This window comes from Kluyvera sp. CRP, from assembly GCF_019930565.1.
GTDB classification, from domain to species: domain Bacteria; phylum Pseudomonadota; class Gammaproteobacteria; order Enterobacterales; family Enterobacteriaceae; genus Kluyvera; species Kluyvera georgiana_A.
On sequence record NZ_CP082841.1, the window covers coordinates 2,065,161 to 2,081,059 of the forward strand.

Sequence of the window (15,899 nt, forward strand, 5' to 3'; positions counted from 1 at the left end):
AGGTCCGTGAATGCCCCGCAGTATCTGGTTGAGTATTGTAGTTTTTGTCACCGCCTTTTGGGCGACCGTAGGTCAGGCAGACACCGGATGGCAACCGATTCAGGAAACCATCCGTAAAAGCGAAAAAGATACCCGTCAGTATCAGGCGATTACGCTGGATAACAAGATGGTTGTGCTGTTGGTATCCGATCCGCAGGCGGTGAAATCACTGTCGGCGCTGGTGGTACCGGTTGGTTCGCTGGAAGATCCTGATTCGCATCCGGGCCTTGCGCATTTCCTTGAACATATGACGTTGATGGGCTCGAAGCACTACCCGCAGCCCGATAGCCTCTCGGAATTCCTCAAGCTGCACGGCGGTAGTCACAATGCCAGCACCGCGCCGTATCGCACCGCCTTCTACCTTGAAGTGGAAAACGATGCCTTGCAGGGGGCCGTTGACCGTCTGGCGGATGCCATTGCTGAACCGCTGCTGGATAAAAAATACGCCGACCGCGAACGTAACGCGGTAAACGCTGAGCTGACCATGGCGCGCTCCCGCGACGGTATGCGTATGGCGCAGGTTAGCGCTGAAACCATCAACCCGGCGCACCCCGGCGCGCGCTTCTCTGGCGGCAACCTGGAAACGCTGAGCGACAAGCCGAATAGCCCGGTGTATGAATCGCTGCTGGCCTTCCGCGACAAATACTACTCCGCTAACCTGATGAAGGCGGTGATTTACAGTAACAAACCGCTGCCGGAGCTGGCGCAGATTGCGGCACAAACCTATGGCCGCGTGCCGAATAAATCTATCGAGCGCCCGGAAATTACCGTTCCGGTGGTCACCGACGCGCAGAAGGGCATCGTTATCCACTACGTACCCGCGCTGCCGCGTAAAGTGCTGCGCGTCGAGTTCCGTATTGATAACAACTCGGCGCAGTTCCGCAGCAAAACCGATGAGCTCATCACCTACCTTATCGGTAACCGCACGCCGGGCACGCTGTCCGACTGGCTGCAAAAGCAGGGGCTGGTTGAAGGTATTCGCGCCGATTCCGACCCGGTCGTAAACGGCAACAGCGGCGTGCTGGCGATTTCCGCCACCTTAACCGACAAGGGCCTTGCTAACCGGGATCAGGTGGTGGCGGCTATCTTTAGCTACCTCGACATGCTGCGCCAGAAGGGCGTCGACAAAAGCTACTTTGATGAACTGGCCCACGTGCTGGACCTCGACTTCCGCTACCCGTCGATTAACCGCGATATGGACTACGTCGAATGGCTGGCGGACACCATGATTCGCGTGCCGGTCGAACACACGCTCGATGCGGTGAACATTGCCGATCGTTACGATGCGCAGGCGATAAAAGATCGCCTGGCGATGATGACGCCGCAGAATGCGCGTATCTGGTACATCAGCCCGAAAGAGCCGCATAACAAGACGGCTTACTTTGTTGATGCGCCGTATCAGGTCGATAAAATCAGCGCGGAAACGTTCGCGAAGTGGCAGAAAGCGGCCGACGACATCACGCTGAATCTGCCGCAGTTGAACCCGTATATCCCCGATGACTTCACGCTGATCAAGAACGAAAAAAGCTACGCGCATCCGGAGCTGATTATCGACGAACCAAATCTGCGTCTGGTCTATATGCCGAGCCGCTATTTTGCGTCTGAACCGAAGGCCGATATCACCATGATCCTGCGTAACCCGCAGGCGATGGACAGCGCCAAAAATCAGGTGATGTTCGCCCTCAACGACTATCTGGCGGGCATTGCGCTCGACCAGCTCAGCAACCAGGCCGCCGTCGGCGGGATCAGCTTCTCGACCGGTGCCAACAACGGCCTGATGCTTAACGCCAACGGTTACACCCAGCGTCTGCCGCAGCTGTTTGGTGCGCTGTTAGAAGGTTATTTCAGCTATACGCCGACCGAAGATCAGCTTGAGCAGGCAAAATCCTGGTACAAGCAGATGATGGACTCGGCGGATAAAGGCAAAGCCTACGAACAGGCGATTATGCCGGTGCAGATGGTGTCGCAGGTGCCCTATTTCCAGCGCGAGGACCGCAAGGCGCTGCTGCCGTCGATCACGCTGAAAGAGGTGATGGCCTACCGCGACCAGCTGAAAACCGGCGGACGTCCGGAGTTTATGGTAATTGGCAACCTGAGCGCCGAGCAGTCCACGACGCTGGCGCGCGGTATCCAGTCGCAGCTTGGCGCTAACGGTAACGAATGGTGCCGTAACAAAGATGTGCTGGTGGAAAAACAGCAGAACGCTATCTTTGAAAAAGCGGGTAACAGCACCGACTCGGCGCTGGCGGCGGTGTTTGTCCCGCCGAACGTGGATGAGTTCTCCAGCTCGGCGGCAAGCGCCATGCTGGCGCAGATTGTCCAGCCGTGGTTCTACAATCAACTGCGTACTGAAGAACAGCTTGGCTACGCCGTGTTTGCCTTTTCGATGAACATTGGCCGCCAGTGGGGCATGGGCTTCCTGCTGCAAAGCAATGACAAACAGCCGGCGTTCCTGTGGCAACGTTTCAAAGCCTTCTTCCCGACCGCCGAGCAAAAGTTGCGGGCGATGAAGCCGGAAGAGTTCGCGCAGCTGCAGCAGGCGGTGATCGCCGACATGCTGCAAGCGCCGCAAACGCTCGGTGATGAAGCCTCACAGCTGAGCAAAGATTTCGATCGCGGTAATATGGCCTTTGATTCACGTGCTAAAGTAGTGGCCCAGATTAAGCTGTTAACGCCGCAAAAGCTGGCTGATTTCTTCCACCAGACCGTCGTTGCGCCACAGGGCATGACGGTGCTGTCGCAGGTTTCCGGCAGCCAGAATGGTAAGACGGACTATGCGCACCCGGAAGGCTGGAAGGTATGGGAGAGCATTAGCGCGTTGCAGCAAACCTTACCGATAAGACGAGAGAACGAATGACCGTAACTGCTGAGTCCCTTAATCCCCTGCGTTTGCCCCTCTACGGTGAGCGCCTGATTGAAGCCTCAGCGGGCACCGGAAAAACCTTCACCATCGCCGCACTCTACCTGCGGCTTCTGCTGGGGCTGGGCGGCGAGGCCGCCTTTCCCCGGCCGGTCAACGTCGAAGAGCTGCTGGTGGTGACCTTCACCGAGGCGGCAACTGAAGAACTGCGTGGGCGTATTCGCAGCAACATTCATGAACTGCGCGTCGCCTGTCTGCGTAACGCCACCGACAACCCGCTGTATGCCAGCCTGCTGGCGGAAATCGACGATCCTCAACAGGCGGCGAACGTTCTGCTGCTGGCTGAACGGCAGATGGATGACGCCGCGGTCTTTACCATCCACGGTTTCTGTCAGCGCATGCTTAGCCTCAATGCTTTTGAGTCGGGGATGCTGTTCGAACAGCAGCTGATTGAAGATGAATCTCAGCTGCGCTATCAGGCCTGCGCCGACTTCTGGCGCCGCCACTGCTACCCGCTGAACCGCGAAATTGCGCAGGTGATCGTCGAGTCCTGGAAAGGGCCGCAGGATCTGCTGAAATCGATCGACCGTTATCTGCAAGGGGAAGCGCCGCAGCTGAAGATGCCGCTCAGCGCGACCGAGACGCTGGAATCACGTCATCAGCAGATCCTCGCGCAGATTGGCGACATCAAACAGCAGTGGCGGGCTGCGGTCGGCGATCTTGAACCGCTGCTGGAAAACTCGGGTATCGATCGTCGCAAATTCAACCGCGGCAACCAGGGCAAGTGGATCGACAAGATCAGCGCCTGGGCGCAGGAAGAGAGCAAAAACTACCAGCTCCCCGATGCGCTGGAAAAATTCAGCCAGTCGTTCCTGGCTGAACGCACCAAAGCGGGCGGAGAAGTGCCAACGCACCCGCTGTTCAGTGCCATTGAGCGTCTACTGGACTCGCCGCTCACGCTCAACGACCTGGTGATTGCCCAGGCGATGAAAGAGATTCGTGAGGCGGTAGCCCGCGAGAAGCGCCGCCGCGGCGAGTTGGGCTTTGACGATATGCTAAGCCGCCTTGATGAAGCGCTGGAGAGCGAAAGCGGCGAGGCGTTAGCCGCCGCCATTCGACAGCGTTTTCCGGTGGCGATGATCGATGAATTCCAGGATACCGACCCGCAGCAGTACCGTATTTTCCGCCGCATCTGGCGCCAACAGCCGGAGACCGCGTTGCTGCTGATTGGCGACCCGAAGCAGGCGATCTACGCTTTCCGCGGCGCCGATATCTTTACCTACATGCGTGCGCGCAGCGATGTGGCGGCGCACTATACGCTCGATACCAACTGGCGTTCCGCGCCGGGCATGGTGGCAAGCGTCAACCGCCTGTTTGGGCAGGTTGATAACCCCTTTATGTTCCGCGATATTCCGTTCCTGCCGGTCAAATCCGCCGAGAAAAATGCCTCGCTACGTTTTGAGGTTGACGGCGAAAACCAGCCGGCAATGAACCTCTGGCTGATGCCCGGTGAGGGCGTTAGCGCGGGCGACTACCAGATTTTTATGGCCCAGCAGTGCGCGGCGCAGATTCGCGACTGGCTCACCGGCGGCCAACGCGGCACGGCGCTGCTGTGGCGCGGCGACAGCGCGCGTCCGGTGCAGGCCTCAGACATTACCGTACTGGTGCGTAACCGCCAGGAAGCCTCGTTGATTCGCGATGCGCTGAATGCGCTGGCTATTCCGTCGGTGTATCTTTCCAACCGCGACAGCGTATTCGAAACCCCGGAAGCGCAGGAGCTTCTGTGGGTGTTGCAGGCGGTGCTGACGCCGGAGCGGGAAAATACCCTGCGCAGCGCGCTGGCGACGGCGATGTTTGGCCTGAATGCGCGGGACATTGAGCAGCTGAATCAGGATGAGCACGCCTGGGATGCGCTGGTGGAGGAGTTCAGCGACTATCGGCTTATCTGGCAGCGGCGCGGTGTGATGCCGATGATTCGTGCCCTGATGAATGCGCGCTCCCTCGCGGAAAACCTGCTCGCCACTCACGGCGGCGAACGGCGTTTAACCGATATTCTGCACCTTAGCGAGCTGCTACAAGAAGCGGCCACCGGGCTTGAGAGCGAGCACGCGCTGGTACGCTGGCTGAACCAGCAAATTGCTGAGCCGGACACCAACGCTTCCAGCCAGCAAATGCGTCTGGAGAGCGACAAACACCTGGTGCAGATTGTCACCATTCACAAGTCGAAAGGGCTGGAATATCCGCTGGTCTGGCTGCCGTTTATCGCCCGTTTCCGTAAAGAGAAGCAGGCGTTCTATCACGATCGGGAATCCTTCGCGGCGGTGCTGGATCTTAACGAAAGCGATGAAAGCCTGGAGTTGGCGGAGGCCGAGCGTCTGGCAGAAGACCTGCGCCTGCTCTACGTCGCCCTAACCCGCGCCGTGTGGCACTGTAGCCTGGGGCTGGCGCCGCTCACCGCGCGGCGCAGCGATAAACCGACCGATACCGAACTCCATCACAGCGCGCCGGGAAGGCTGATGCAAAAAGGCGAGGTACTCGACGCCGCGGGTCTGGAAGCCTGTCTGCGTGCGCTGTGCGATGAGCACATTGCGCTGACGCTGGCGACAGCGCCCGACGACGCGCGTTGGCAGGCCACTCAGGCACAAATGCCTGAACTGGCGGCGCGTCAGGTGCTGCGTCGCGTCGTGGACGACTGGCGAGTCACCAGCTATTCCGGCCTGCAACAACGCGGCCACAGCGTGGCGCAGGATCTGCTGCCGCGTCTGGATATTGACGCCGCCGGCGCACAGGAAACGCTGCCGGAACCGACGCTGACGCCGCATAATTTCCCGCGCGGCGCATCGCCGGGGACTTTCCTGCACAGTCTGTTTGAAGACCTCGACTTTACCCAGCCGGTTTCATCCGAATGGATGCTGGAAAAGCTGCAAAGCAACGGCTTTGGCGAAGAATGGGAGCCGGTGCTGACGGCGTGGATTTCACAAGTGCTGGCCGCGCCGCTGGCGGATACCGGCATTGCGCTTAATCAGTTGAGCGCACAGCAAAAACAGGTGGAAATGGAGTTTTATTTGCCCATCAACCGGCCGCTCGACCCGCTGGCGCTGGATGCCTTAACCCGCCGCTATGACCCGCTTTCGGCAGGCTGCCCTACGCTCGATTTCCGCCAGGTACGCGGCATGCTGAAAGGCTTTATCGACCTGGTGTTCCGCCACGATGGGCGCTACTACCTGCTCGACTACAAGTCCAACTGGCTGGGAGAGAACGGTGAGGCCTACACCCAACAGGCGATGGCCGAAGCGATGCAGTCGCACCGCTACGACTTGCAGTATCAGCTCTATAGCCTGGCGCTACACCGCTATCTGCGCCATCGCATTGCCGATTATGACTATCAACGCCACTTCGGCGGAGTGATTTACCTGTTCCTGCGCGGCGTTGACCGCGACGCGGGGCAGCAAGGGATATTCACTACCCGGCCAGACCCCGCGCTCATTGCGGCCATGGATGCACTGTTTGCCGGAGAAGGCGAGGAGATGGACGCATGAGTCTCGAACAACGTTTGCTGGATGCCGTTGAGCAGCGTCTGCTGCGCCCGCTGGACGTACAGTTTGCGCTGATGGTCGCGCACGACGAGCACCCGGCGGTGATGCTGGCGGCGGCGATGCTCAGCCGCGATACCGGCGAAGGGCACGTGTGCCTGCCTCTGTCGCACCTGAGTGCGACGATGCAGGCGAAAGGGCGCGCGCGTGAATTCTGGCAGCAACTGTTCACCGATGCCGACGCGCCAGAAGACTGGGCTGAGCTGTTGCTGGCGTCTAAGGCCGTGAGTGCCGGTGAACGCCCGTCGCCGCTGATACTGAGCCGTGACCGGCTGTACCTCAACCGCATGTGGCATAACGAGCTGACGGTGGCGCGCTTCTTTAGCGACACCCAGGTTCCGCTGGCGGTAGACGAGGCGCAGCTCCAGCAGACACTGAGCGCGCTGTTCCCCACCAGTGACAACGTCGACTGGCAGAAAGTCGCTGCCGCCGTTGCGCTGACGCGGCGTATTTCGGTGATCTCCGGCGGCCCTGGCACCGGGAAAACCACCACCGTCGCCAAACTGCTGGCGGCGCTGGTACAGATGGCGAATGCCGAAAAACTCCGTATTCGCCTGGCGGCCCCGACGGGTAAAGCGGCTGCGCGCCTTACCGAATCTTTGGGCGCGGCGCTGCGTAAACTGACGCTAAGCGACGCGCATAAAGCGATGCTGCCGACCGAGGCCAGCACGCTGCACCGCCTACTGGGCGCGCAACCCGGCAGCCAGAAAATGCGCTACCACGCGGGCAACCCGCTGCACCTTGATGTGCTGGTGGTCGACGAAGCCTCAATGATCGACCTGCCGATGATGGCGCGGCTGATTGACGCGCTGCCGCCGCACGGGCGAATCATCTTCCTCGGCGACCGCGATCAGCTGGCGTCGGTTGAGGCGGGCGCGGTACTGGGGGATATCTGTAGCTGGGTGAACGCTGGCTATACGCCTGAACGCGCGGCGCAGCTAAGCCGCCTGGTAGGGAGCGACCTCCCGGCGGGTGAAGGCCAAACGGCGGGGGCGCTGCGCGACAGCCTCTGCCTGCTGCGCACCAGCTACCGTTTTGGCAGCGACTCGGGGATTGGGCAACTGGCGGGTGCGGTAAACCGGGGCGATAAAAAGGCCGTTGGCGAGGTCTTCGCCCGCGGCTTTAGCGATATCGAACTTAAACCGCTGCGCGCGACGGATGATTATGCCGCCATGCTCGACGATGCGCGGATGGGCTACGGTCATTATTTACAGCTTTTACGCGAGCAGGCCGAGCCCGCGGAGGTGCTGGCGGCGTTCGGTGAATATCAACTGTTGTGCGCGCTGCGGGAAGGGCCGTGGGGCGTCGGCGGGCTGAATACGCAGTTCGAACAGCTGTTGGCGCGTCATCGCCTGATTCAGCCGCAGCGCCACTCGCGCTGGTATGAAGGTCGCCCGGTGATGATTAGCCGTAACGACAGCGCGCTGGGGCTGTTTAACGGTGATATCGGCGTGGCGTTAGAGCGTGGGCAGGGGATGCGTGTCTGGTTCCCGATGCCGGACGGGACCATTAAATCGGTGCAGCCAAGCCGTCTGCCGGATCACGATACCGCCTGGGCGATGACGGTGCATAAATCGCAGGGTTCCGAGTTTACTCACGCCGCACTGGTACTGCCGACGCAGCTGGTGCCGGTGGTGAGCCGTGAGCTGGTCTACACCGCGATTACTCGCGCGAAGTCACGCCTGTCTATGTATGCCGATGAAAATCTGCTGGCCGCGGCGATTGCTACGCGTACAGAACGGCGCAGCGGGTTGTCGGCGATATTTGCGGAGATGGCATAGCGGTAAGCGTGGGCACAAAATGCTCCCTCTCCCTTTGAAGGGAGAGGGCCGGGGTGAGGGTTGGGGGCTCCGTGCAGGCATTCCCCTCACCCTAACCCTCTCCCCAAAGGGGCGAGGGGACCGCTCGGCGCAGCTAGACTAAATCCGCCATCAGCACCTTCGAACGACGCTGATAGTTATAAAGCTGCTTCTTACTCTCCGGCAGCAACTCGACATCAACCGGTTTAAACCCACGCTCCTGGAACCAGTGAATACTGCGGGTGGTCAGCACGAACAGATGATTCAGCCCCATTTGCTTCGCCTGCGCGGTAATGCGCTCAAGGAGCACTTCGCCGCGCGAGGAGCTGCGATAGTCCGGATGCACCGCCACGCAGGCCATTTCGCCAATCTTCTCTTCCGGGAACGGATAGAGTGCGGCACAGGCGATGGTGGTGTTATCGCGTTGAATAATCGTGAACTTGTCGATCTCCATCTCCAACTGCTCGCGGGAGCGACGCACCAGAATCCCCTGCTGCTCCAGCGGCGCAATCAGGTCGAGGATACCGCCGATATCGTTAATGGTGGCGCGGCGGATCTGCTCGGCGCTCTCCATCACAATTTGCGTACCGATACCGTCGCGTGAGAACAATTCCTGCAACAGCGCGCCGTCTTCCTGATAGCTGATCAGGTGGCTGCGACGCACGCCGCTGCGGCAGGCTTTCACCGCGCCGCGCAGGAAGCGCGCGGTACCGGAGAGGTAGTCGCCTTCCTGCTCCAGCTCTTCGATGCGCGCCTGCGCTTCGTTCGGGAACAGCTCAGGAACGATTTCACCGGCTTCGTTGTAAACGCCCTGCGACGAGCAGAAGCCAATCATCTTCTCGGCCTTCAGCTTAATCGCCAACTGAGTGGCAATTTCTTCCGAAGTCAGGTTAAAACTTTCGCCGGTGACGGAGACGGCAACCGGCCCCATCAGCACAATGGCGCCGCTGTCGAGCTGGCGGTGGATTGCCTCTTCATCAATACGACGAATACGCCCGCTGTGACAGTAGTCGATACCGTCATCCACGCCCAGCGGCTGGGCGATGATAAAGTTACCGCTGACCACATTGATGTGCGCGCCCTGGAGCGGTGTATTGTTCAGGCTCATCGACAGACGCGCGGTGATATCCAGCTGCAGTTGGCCCGCTGCCTGCTTAACCAGTTCAAGGGTTTTGCTATCGGTGACACGAATGTGTTTATGATAGGTTGGCTGATGCTGATGTTCGGCCAGATTGGCGTCGATTTGCGGACGCGCGCCGTAGACCAGCACCAGGCGGATGCCCAGGCTGTGCAGCAGCCCTATATCATTGACAATGCTTGAAAAGTTCTCATGCTCAATGGCTTCGCCGCCAAGCATGATGACAAACGTCTTGCCCCGATGAGCGTTAATATAGGGGACTGAATGACGAAACCCCTCGACCAGTTCGGTTCTACGTTCCTTCACCACGGCACAACCCTCAATGCATGATTATTCGTAATAAGTGTATTTTTATTCTGTTTTTGCGCTAAACGCAAGCCGGAATTTGCCTAAACATGGGAAAAATCTCCGCCAAATTTCGCTTAACCAACGAATGTTTACCCTTTTATAGATGACAGTTTATTCGCCTTTGGTTAAAGTTTTCGGTCAATCATATTTTGCTTAATTTGAAATCGTCTTTTTTTGCCTGGGATAGAGCATGTCAGGAAGTCAGTCTTTGAGTCGTCGCCGCCTGTTAAAAGGGGCGGGCGCCATGTGGTTGCTAAGTGTCAGTCAGGTTGGTTTCGCTGCCGTCAGTCAGGTGGTGGCCGTCCGCATCTGGCCTGCGTCCAGCTACACGCGCGTTACGGTGGAGTCCAACCGCGTGCTCAAGTATCGGCAGTTTGCGTTGAGCAATCCCGACCGCCTGGTGGTTGATCTTGAAGGGGTGAACCTCAACTCGGTGCTGAAAGGGATGGCGGCGCAGATTCGCGGCGACGATCCGTTCATTAAATCCGCGCGTGTCGGCCAGTTCGACCCGCAGACCGTGCGCATGGTGTTTGAGCTGAAGCAGGACGTCAAACCGCAGCTGTTTGCCCTCGCGCCGGTTGCCAACTTTAAAGAACGTCTGGTGATGGATCTCTACCCCGCTAACGCGAACGATGTGCAGGACCCGCTGCTGGCGCTGCTGGAAGAGTACAACAAAGACGGCCTCGAAAAGCAGGTGCCGCCAGCGCAGAGCGGGCCGCAGCCGGGGAAAGCCGGTCGCGATCGACCAATTGTCATTATGCTTGACCCCGGACACGGCGGTGAAGACTCCGGGGCGGTGGGGCTGTATAAGACGCGGGAAAAAGACGTGGTGCTGCAAATTGCCCGTCGCCTGCGCGCGCTGATTGAGAAAGAAGGCAACATGAAAGCCTACATGACGCGCAACGAAGATATCTTTATTCCGCTGAAGGTGCGGGTGGCCAAAGCCCAGAAACAGCGCGCCGACCTGTTTGTTTCTATTCACGCGGATGCCTTCACCAGCCGCCAGCCGAGCGGCTCATCGGTGTTTGCGCTTTCCACCAAGGGAGCCACCAGTACGGCGGCGAAATACCTCGCGCAGACCCAGAACGCCTCGGACTTGATCGGTGGCGTCAGCAAAAGTGGCGACCGCTACGTCGACCACACCATGTTCGATATGGTGCAATCGCTGACCATCGCCGACAGCCTGAAGTTTGGGAAAGCGGTGCTCAAGAAGATGGGGCAGATTAACAACCTGCATAAAAATCAGGTTGAGCAGGCCGGATTCGCGGTGCTGAAAGCGCCGGATATTCCGTCGATCCTCGTCGAAACAGCGTTTATCAGTAACGTTGAAGAAGAACGTAAGCTGAAAACCGCGAAGTTCCAGCAGGAAGTGGCCGAGTCGATCCTCGCCGGGATTAAGGCCTACTTCGCCGACGGCGCAACGCTGGCGCGGCGCGGGTAACCGGGCGTGTCGCGTCTGAAAAGCGCCCACGGCGGCAATATCCGCGAAGCGGCGGCGCTGATGGGAGTTTCCGCCGACCAACTGCTGGATTTCAGCGCCAACATTAACCCGCTGGGCATGCCTGAAAGCTTAAAACGCGCGATTGTCGCCCAGCTCAGCTGCGCCGAACGTTACCCTGACGTCGAGTATCAGCAGCTGCATCAGGCGCTGGCGGCGCACCATGGTGTTCCGGCGACGTGGATCCTTGCGGGAAACGGTGAGACAGAATCCATCTTTACGCTCGTCCAGGGGCTGCGCCCACGCCGGGCGATGGTGGTTGCGCCCGGGTTTGCCGAATATCGCCGGGCGCTGGAAACCGTTGATTGCGCCATCGAGACCTTTTTCCTGCGTGAAGAGGACGACTGGCAGCTGACTGACCGTATTCTCCCGGCGCTGACCGCCGAGCTGGACTGCCTGTTTCTTTGCACGCCAAATAACCCTACCGGCCTGCTGCCGGATGGCGCGCTGCTGACGGCAATCGCCGAACGCTGTCGCGCGCTGGAAATCGCGCTGGTCCTCGACGAAGCCTTTCTCGATTTTATTCCCGATGAAGCGGGCTTTATCCCACGGTTGGCGCAGTATCCGCACGTCTGGGTGCTGCGATCGCTCACCAAATTCTATGCCATTCCCGGCCTTCGGCTGGGCTATTTGCTGAACAGCGATGAACGAGCGGTAGCCTGGCTGCGTCAGCGGCAGATGCCGTGGTCAATCAACGCTTTTGCCGCGCTGGCCGGCGAGGTGGTGCTCAACGATCATGATTATCAACAGGCGACGTTTCGCTGGTTAGCTGACGAAGGCACGCGCTTTTACCGGGCACTGGGTGAGATTGAGGGGCTGAAGGTGTATCCGGGGTGGGCGAACTACCTTTTCCTGTGCTGCGAGCGAGCGGAGGTTGATCTGCAGTATGCGCTGCTGGAAAAACAGATTCTGATTCGCAGCTGCGCCAACTATCCGGGGCTGGACGGGCGCTACTTCCGCGTGGCGATTCGCAGTCGCCAAGAAAACCAGCGGTTATTGACGGCGCTGCGTCAGGCGCTGGCCTGAACCCCGCCATTCACTGACGCGAGCAGATGCCGCTGCGGCCAGTGCGCCGCCAGGTCGCGCTGTGCCAGTGCCCAGTGCAGATAATCCACATCATGATAGCGACGGTCGAGCATCAGCCCGACCACGCTGCCGCTGTGCGCCACCGTCAGGCCGTACAGGCCACACCGCTCGACAAGTGAAAGCAGCGCCGTAAAACCCGGCTTTGGCAGCAGAGTCTGGCTCGCAACAGCGCTGAGCGTCGCCGCTTCGCCGAGCAGGCTGGGATTGCTGCCTGTGCAGGCGGTTTGTACCTTATCCCATGCCTGTTGCAGCACCCCGGCGTTGGCCTCCAGCGCCGTGCGTCGCGGCAGGCGGTGATAGTCGGCGGTGCGAAGCTGAACCGGGCTCTCCAGCACCAGCAGGTCAAAATGGGGGGCGGGGGCGCAGGCAATCTGGGTTTGGGCATGGTGGTGATCGAAAAGCGTCAGCGCATGAAACAGGGTGCTGTCCGTCGGCTCCAGCGATACGCACAGCGCCGCCAGTTCAGATTCACTGAGTGAATGTCCTAAATGATGCGCAGTGGCAACGGCAGTGGCGGCAATATCAGCGGTGCTGCTGGCCATCCCTTTCGCCACGGGAATGGTCGAGTCAATCTCAATGCGTAGCGTCTGGCTCAGCGTTGGCGGATAGCCCCAGCGCGCCAGCAGCGTATTGACCATCGCCCGCGCTAGCGGTCGCTCATTGACGAGCGGCACGCCCTCGCGCACTTCCACGGTGCTATACCAGTCTATCGGGCAGGAGACGAGCTTTTCGCTGCCGAGAATCCAGCCCTGAATCAGTTCCCCACCGGAGGCGGGACAGCGCGCCACGCTCATGATTTTCCTTGCCTTGCCAAACGAAATATAACTACCGTAAATAAATATGCCGGTATTGTCATAGCGCAACGAAATCCTTCTTTCGCGGCGCTAGAGTAACCTGCTTTTTATTTTATGCGGGCCGATGTGCCGGCATAAATCTGCAACCAACAGGTTTGGCATAGTATGTGCCAGGGAAGAGGGTGTAAATCCCTCGCAGCCCCCGCTGCTGTGATGCTGACGACCCCGTGAAGACCACTGATCCTGAGGATCGGGAAGGACGGGTAAGGATGACGCTAAGCCAGAAGACCTGCCTGTTGGCCATTCACAACAACTTCGGTGGGAAGTGGGTTGCTTTGAGTCGCACAGTCTTCGGACTGGGCGTGCGCACGGCTATACCCGAGAACCACCCTGAATAGGGTCAGGGTATGGCAGCCAGACAGCACGCATTTATCCTCGCAGGCACCGGCAGCGGCTGTGGTAAAACCACGGTGACGCTCGGCCTGCTGAGGCTGCTTCAGCAGCGCGGCCTGCGCGTTCAGCCCTATAAAGTCGGCCCGGACTACCTCGATACCGGCTGGCACACCGCACTGTGTGGCGTCGCGTCCCGCAATCTCGACGGCTTTATGCTGCCCCCTTCTACGCTCAATGCGCTGTTCGGCGAACAGATGCAGCAGGCCGATATTGCCGTTATTGAAGGCGTGATGGGCCTCTATGATGGTTACGGTACCGACCCCAACTATTGCAGCAGCGCGGCGATGGCTAAACAGCTGGGCTGCCCGGTCATTCTGCTGGTGGACGGCAAGGCGGTCTCCACCTCCATTGCCGCCACGGTAATGGGGTTTCAGCACTTCGACCCGAGCCTGAATATCGCGGGCGTCATCGTCAACCGCGTCAACAGCGACAGCCACTTCCAACTGCTGAAAAACGCCATTGAGCGCTATTGCGACCTGCCGGTGCTTGGCTACGTGCCGCGCGCGGAAGGGGTATCACTGCCGGAACGTCACCTTGGTCTGGTCACCGCCCGAGAATCGCTCATCGATGCGCAGCCGTGGCAGGATTTCGCCGCGACGCTGGAACGGACGCTGGATGTCGATCGTCTGCTGGAGCTGAGCGTATTGAACACGTTACCGCCGGGCGAGTGGCCGCCGATGCCAGCCAGCGGCGAGGGGCTTACCCTCGCGGTCGCAGATGATGAAGCGTTCAATTTCTACTACCCGGATAATCTCGCGCTGCTGGAACGCGCGGGCGTGACCCTTGTCCGCTTTAGCCCATTGCATGATACGGAACTTCCCGACTGCCATATGATCTGGCTCGGCGGCGGCTACCCGGAACTGCACGCCCGAGCGCTTGCCGCCAACGCGCCGATGCTGGCCCAGCTGCGGGCGGCGCATGAGCGCGGCGTGGCGATTTACGCCGAATGCGGCGGCCTGATGTATCTCGGCACCACGCTGGAGGATGCGCAGGGCGAGGTATACGCCATGGCAAACATTCTCCCCGGCGACAGCAAAATGGGCAAACGTCTCACCCGTTTTGGTTACTGTGAAGCGCAGGCTGAGCAGCAAACGCTGCTTGCCGCGCCCGGCGAAGTGCTGCGTGGTCACGAGTTCCACTACTCTGATTTCACCGCTCGACTCCCGGCGGCGATGGCCTGCCGAAAAACTCGCGATGGCGTCGTGCTTCAGCGATGGCAGGGGGGCTGGCAGCTTGGCAACACGTTTGCCAGCTATCTCCACGTTCACTTTGCCCAGCGCCCCGACATGCTGAATCACTGGTTCGCCGCCGCAAGGAGCGTTCTATGACGCTACTCGCCTGGTGCTGTGCATGGCTGCTCGACTTTCTTATCGGCGATCCGCAGAGCTGGCCGCATCCCGTGCGCTGGATAGGTAACCTGATTCATTTCGTTCAGCGCGTCGTGCGCCGTATTTGTCGCAGAGATCGCGCCCTGCGTATCGGCGGCGGCGTGATGTGGCTGGCGGTGGTAGGGCTGACCTACGGCATCGCCTGGGGCGTGCTGCACCTGGCGACGTTGATTCACCCGTGGCTGGGCTGGGGCGTTGAGGTCTGGATGATTTTCACCGTGCTGGCCGGACGCTGCTTGGCCCGCTCTGCACAGGATGTTGAGCGCCCGCTACGCGCGGGCGACCTGGCCGAGAGCCGAATTAAACTCTCATGGATTGTCGGCCGTGATACTTCACAGCTCCAGCCGGAGCAGATTAACCGTGCGGTGGTGGAGACAGTGGCGGAAAACACCGTTGATGGCATTATCGCGCCGCTCTTCTTCCTGCTGCTCGGCGGCGCGCCGCTGGCCATGGCCTACAAAGCCGTCAACACCCTTGATTCGATGGTGGGTTACAAACATGAAAAGTACCGCGCTATCGGCATGGTCAGCGCCCGGCTGGATGATGTCGCCAATTTTATTCCCGCTCGCTTGAGCTGGCTGCTGATAAGCGTAGCCGCATTTCTTTGCCGTTTTGACGGCCCGCGCGCGCTGCGCATCGGCTGGCGTGACCGTTACAACCACAGCAGCCCGAACTGCGCGTGGTCAGAGGCCGCCGTCGCCGGGGCGCTGGGCGTGCGGCTCGGCGGCCCGAACGACTATTTTGGTCAGCGTGTGGAGAAGCCGTGGATCGGCGATGCCCGACGCGCTATCGCCATCGATGACATTTCCCGAACGATACGACTGATGTGGGTGGCCTCCACGCTGGCCCTGCTGCTGTTTATGGCGGTCAGGTACGGATTGATGGGCGCGGCCTGAGGAGAAC

The 15,899-nt window shown here is 59.9% G+C and carries 9 protein-coding genes and 1 riboswitch; of the genes, 7 read left to right on the plus strand and 2 right to left on the minus strand.

All coding sequences use genetic code 11. The features are described from left to right. The first annotated feature begins 10 nt into the window (after positions 1–10). Genes ptrA through recD form a run of 3 tightly spaced genes read left to right on the plus strand, consistent with a single transcriptional unit; the run spans position 11 to position 8,273 of the window. Positions 11–2,896 carry a pitrilysin gene (gene ptrA, locus K7B04_RS09720; protein WP_223803904.1) on the plus strand — a complete coding sequence of 962 codons (2,886 nt, stop codon included), beginning with the start codon at positions 11–13 and terminating at the stop codon, positions 2,894–2,896. After that, positions 2,893–6,438, plus strand: a complete 3,546-nt coding sequence (recB, locus tag K7B04_RS09725; protein ID WP_223803905.1) for an exodeoxyribonuclease V subunit beta — start codon at positions 2,893–2,895, stop codon at positions 6,436–6,438. Before ptrA ends, recB begins: the two co-directional genes overlap by 4 nt. After that, entirely contained in the window at positions 6,435–8,273 is a 1,839-nt protein-coding gene (recD, locus tag K7B04_RS09730) for an exodeoxyribonuclease V subunit alpha (RefSeq protein WP_223803906.1), read from the plus strand. Before recB ends, recD begins: the two co-directional genes overlap by 4 nt. A gap of 133 nt (positions 8,274–8,406) precedes the next feature. Here recD and argA read toward each other — a convergent pair whose 3' ends face one another. Next, complete coding sequence (gene argA, locus K7B04_RS09735; RefSeq protein WP_064543002.1) at positions 8,407–9,738, minus strand: amino-acid N-acetyltransferase; 1,332 nt, start codon at positions 9,736–9,738, stop codon at positions 8,407–8,409. A 229-nt stretch (positions 9,739–9,967) separates the two neighbouring features. Here argA and amiC point away from each other — a divergent pair, with 229 nt between their 5' ends. Together amiC and cobD are read left to right on the plus strand one after the other, a co-directional pair. Further along, a complete protein-coding gene (gene amiC, locus K7B04_RS09740) occupies positions 9,968–11,218 on the plus strand; it encodes an N-acetylmuramoyl-L-alanine amidase AmiC (RefSeq protein ID WP_064543004.1) in 1,251 nt (416 codons plus the stop codon). A gap of 6 nt (positions 11,219–11,224) precedes the next feature. Then, positions 11,225–12,301, plus strand: a complete 1,077-nt coding sequence (gene cobD / locus K7B04_RS09745) for a threonine-phosphate decarboxylase CobD (protein ID WP_223803907.1) — start codon at positions 11,225–11,227, stop codon at positions 12,299–12,301. Here cobD and K7B04_RS09750 read toward each other — a convergent pair. Then, positions 12,286–13,155, minus strand: a complete 870-nt coding sequence (locus tag K7B04_RS09750) for an L-threonine kinase (RefSeq protein ID WP_223803908.1) — start codon at positions 13,153–13,155, stop codon at positions 12,286–12,288. The two genes, cobD and K7B04_RS09750, sit on opposite strands and share 16 nt — an antisense overlap. A gap of 134 nt (positions 13,156–13,289) precedes the next feature. Next, positions 13,290–13,467, plus strand: a riboswitch (cobalamin riboswitch). A gap of 95 nt (positions 13,468–13,562) precedes the next feature. Here K7B04_RS09750 and K7B04_RS09755 point away from each other — a divergent pair. Together K7B04_RS09755 and cbiB are read left to right on the plus strand one after the other, a co-directional pair. Beyond that, the gene (locus tag K7B04_RS09755; RefSeq protein WP_223803909.1) at positions 13,563–14,936 is read left to right on the plus strand and encodes a cobyrinate a,c-diamide synthase; all 1,374 of its coding nucleotides are present in this window, start codon (positions 13,563–13,565) and stop codon (positions 14,934–14,936) included. Beyond that, positions 14,933–15,892: an adenosylcobinamide-phosphate synthase CbiB gene (cbiB, locus tag K7B04_RS09760; protein WP_223803910.1), complete on the plus strand. Its 960-nt coding sequence runs from the start codon at positions 14,933–14,935 to the stop codon at positions 15,890–15,892. The genes K7B04_RS09755 and cbiB overlap by 4 nt, the downstream gene beginning before the upstream one ends. Positions 15,893–15,899 lie beyond the last annotated feature (7 nt).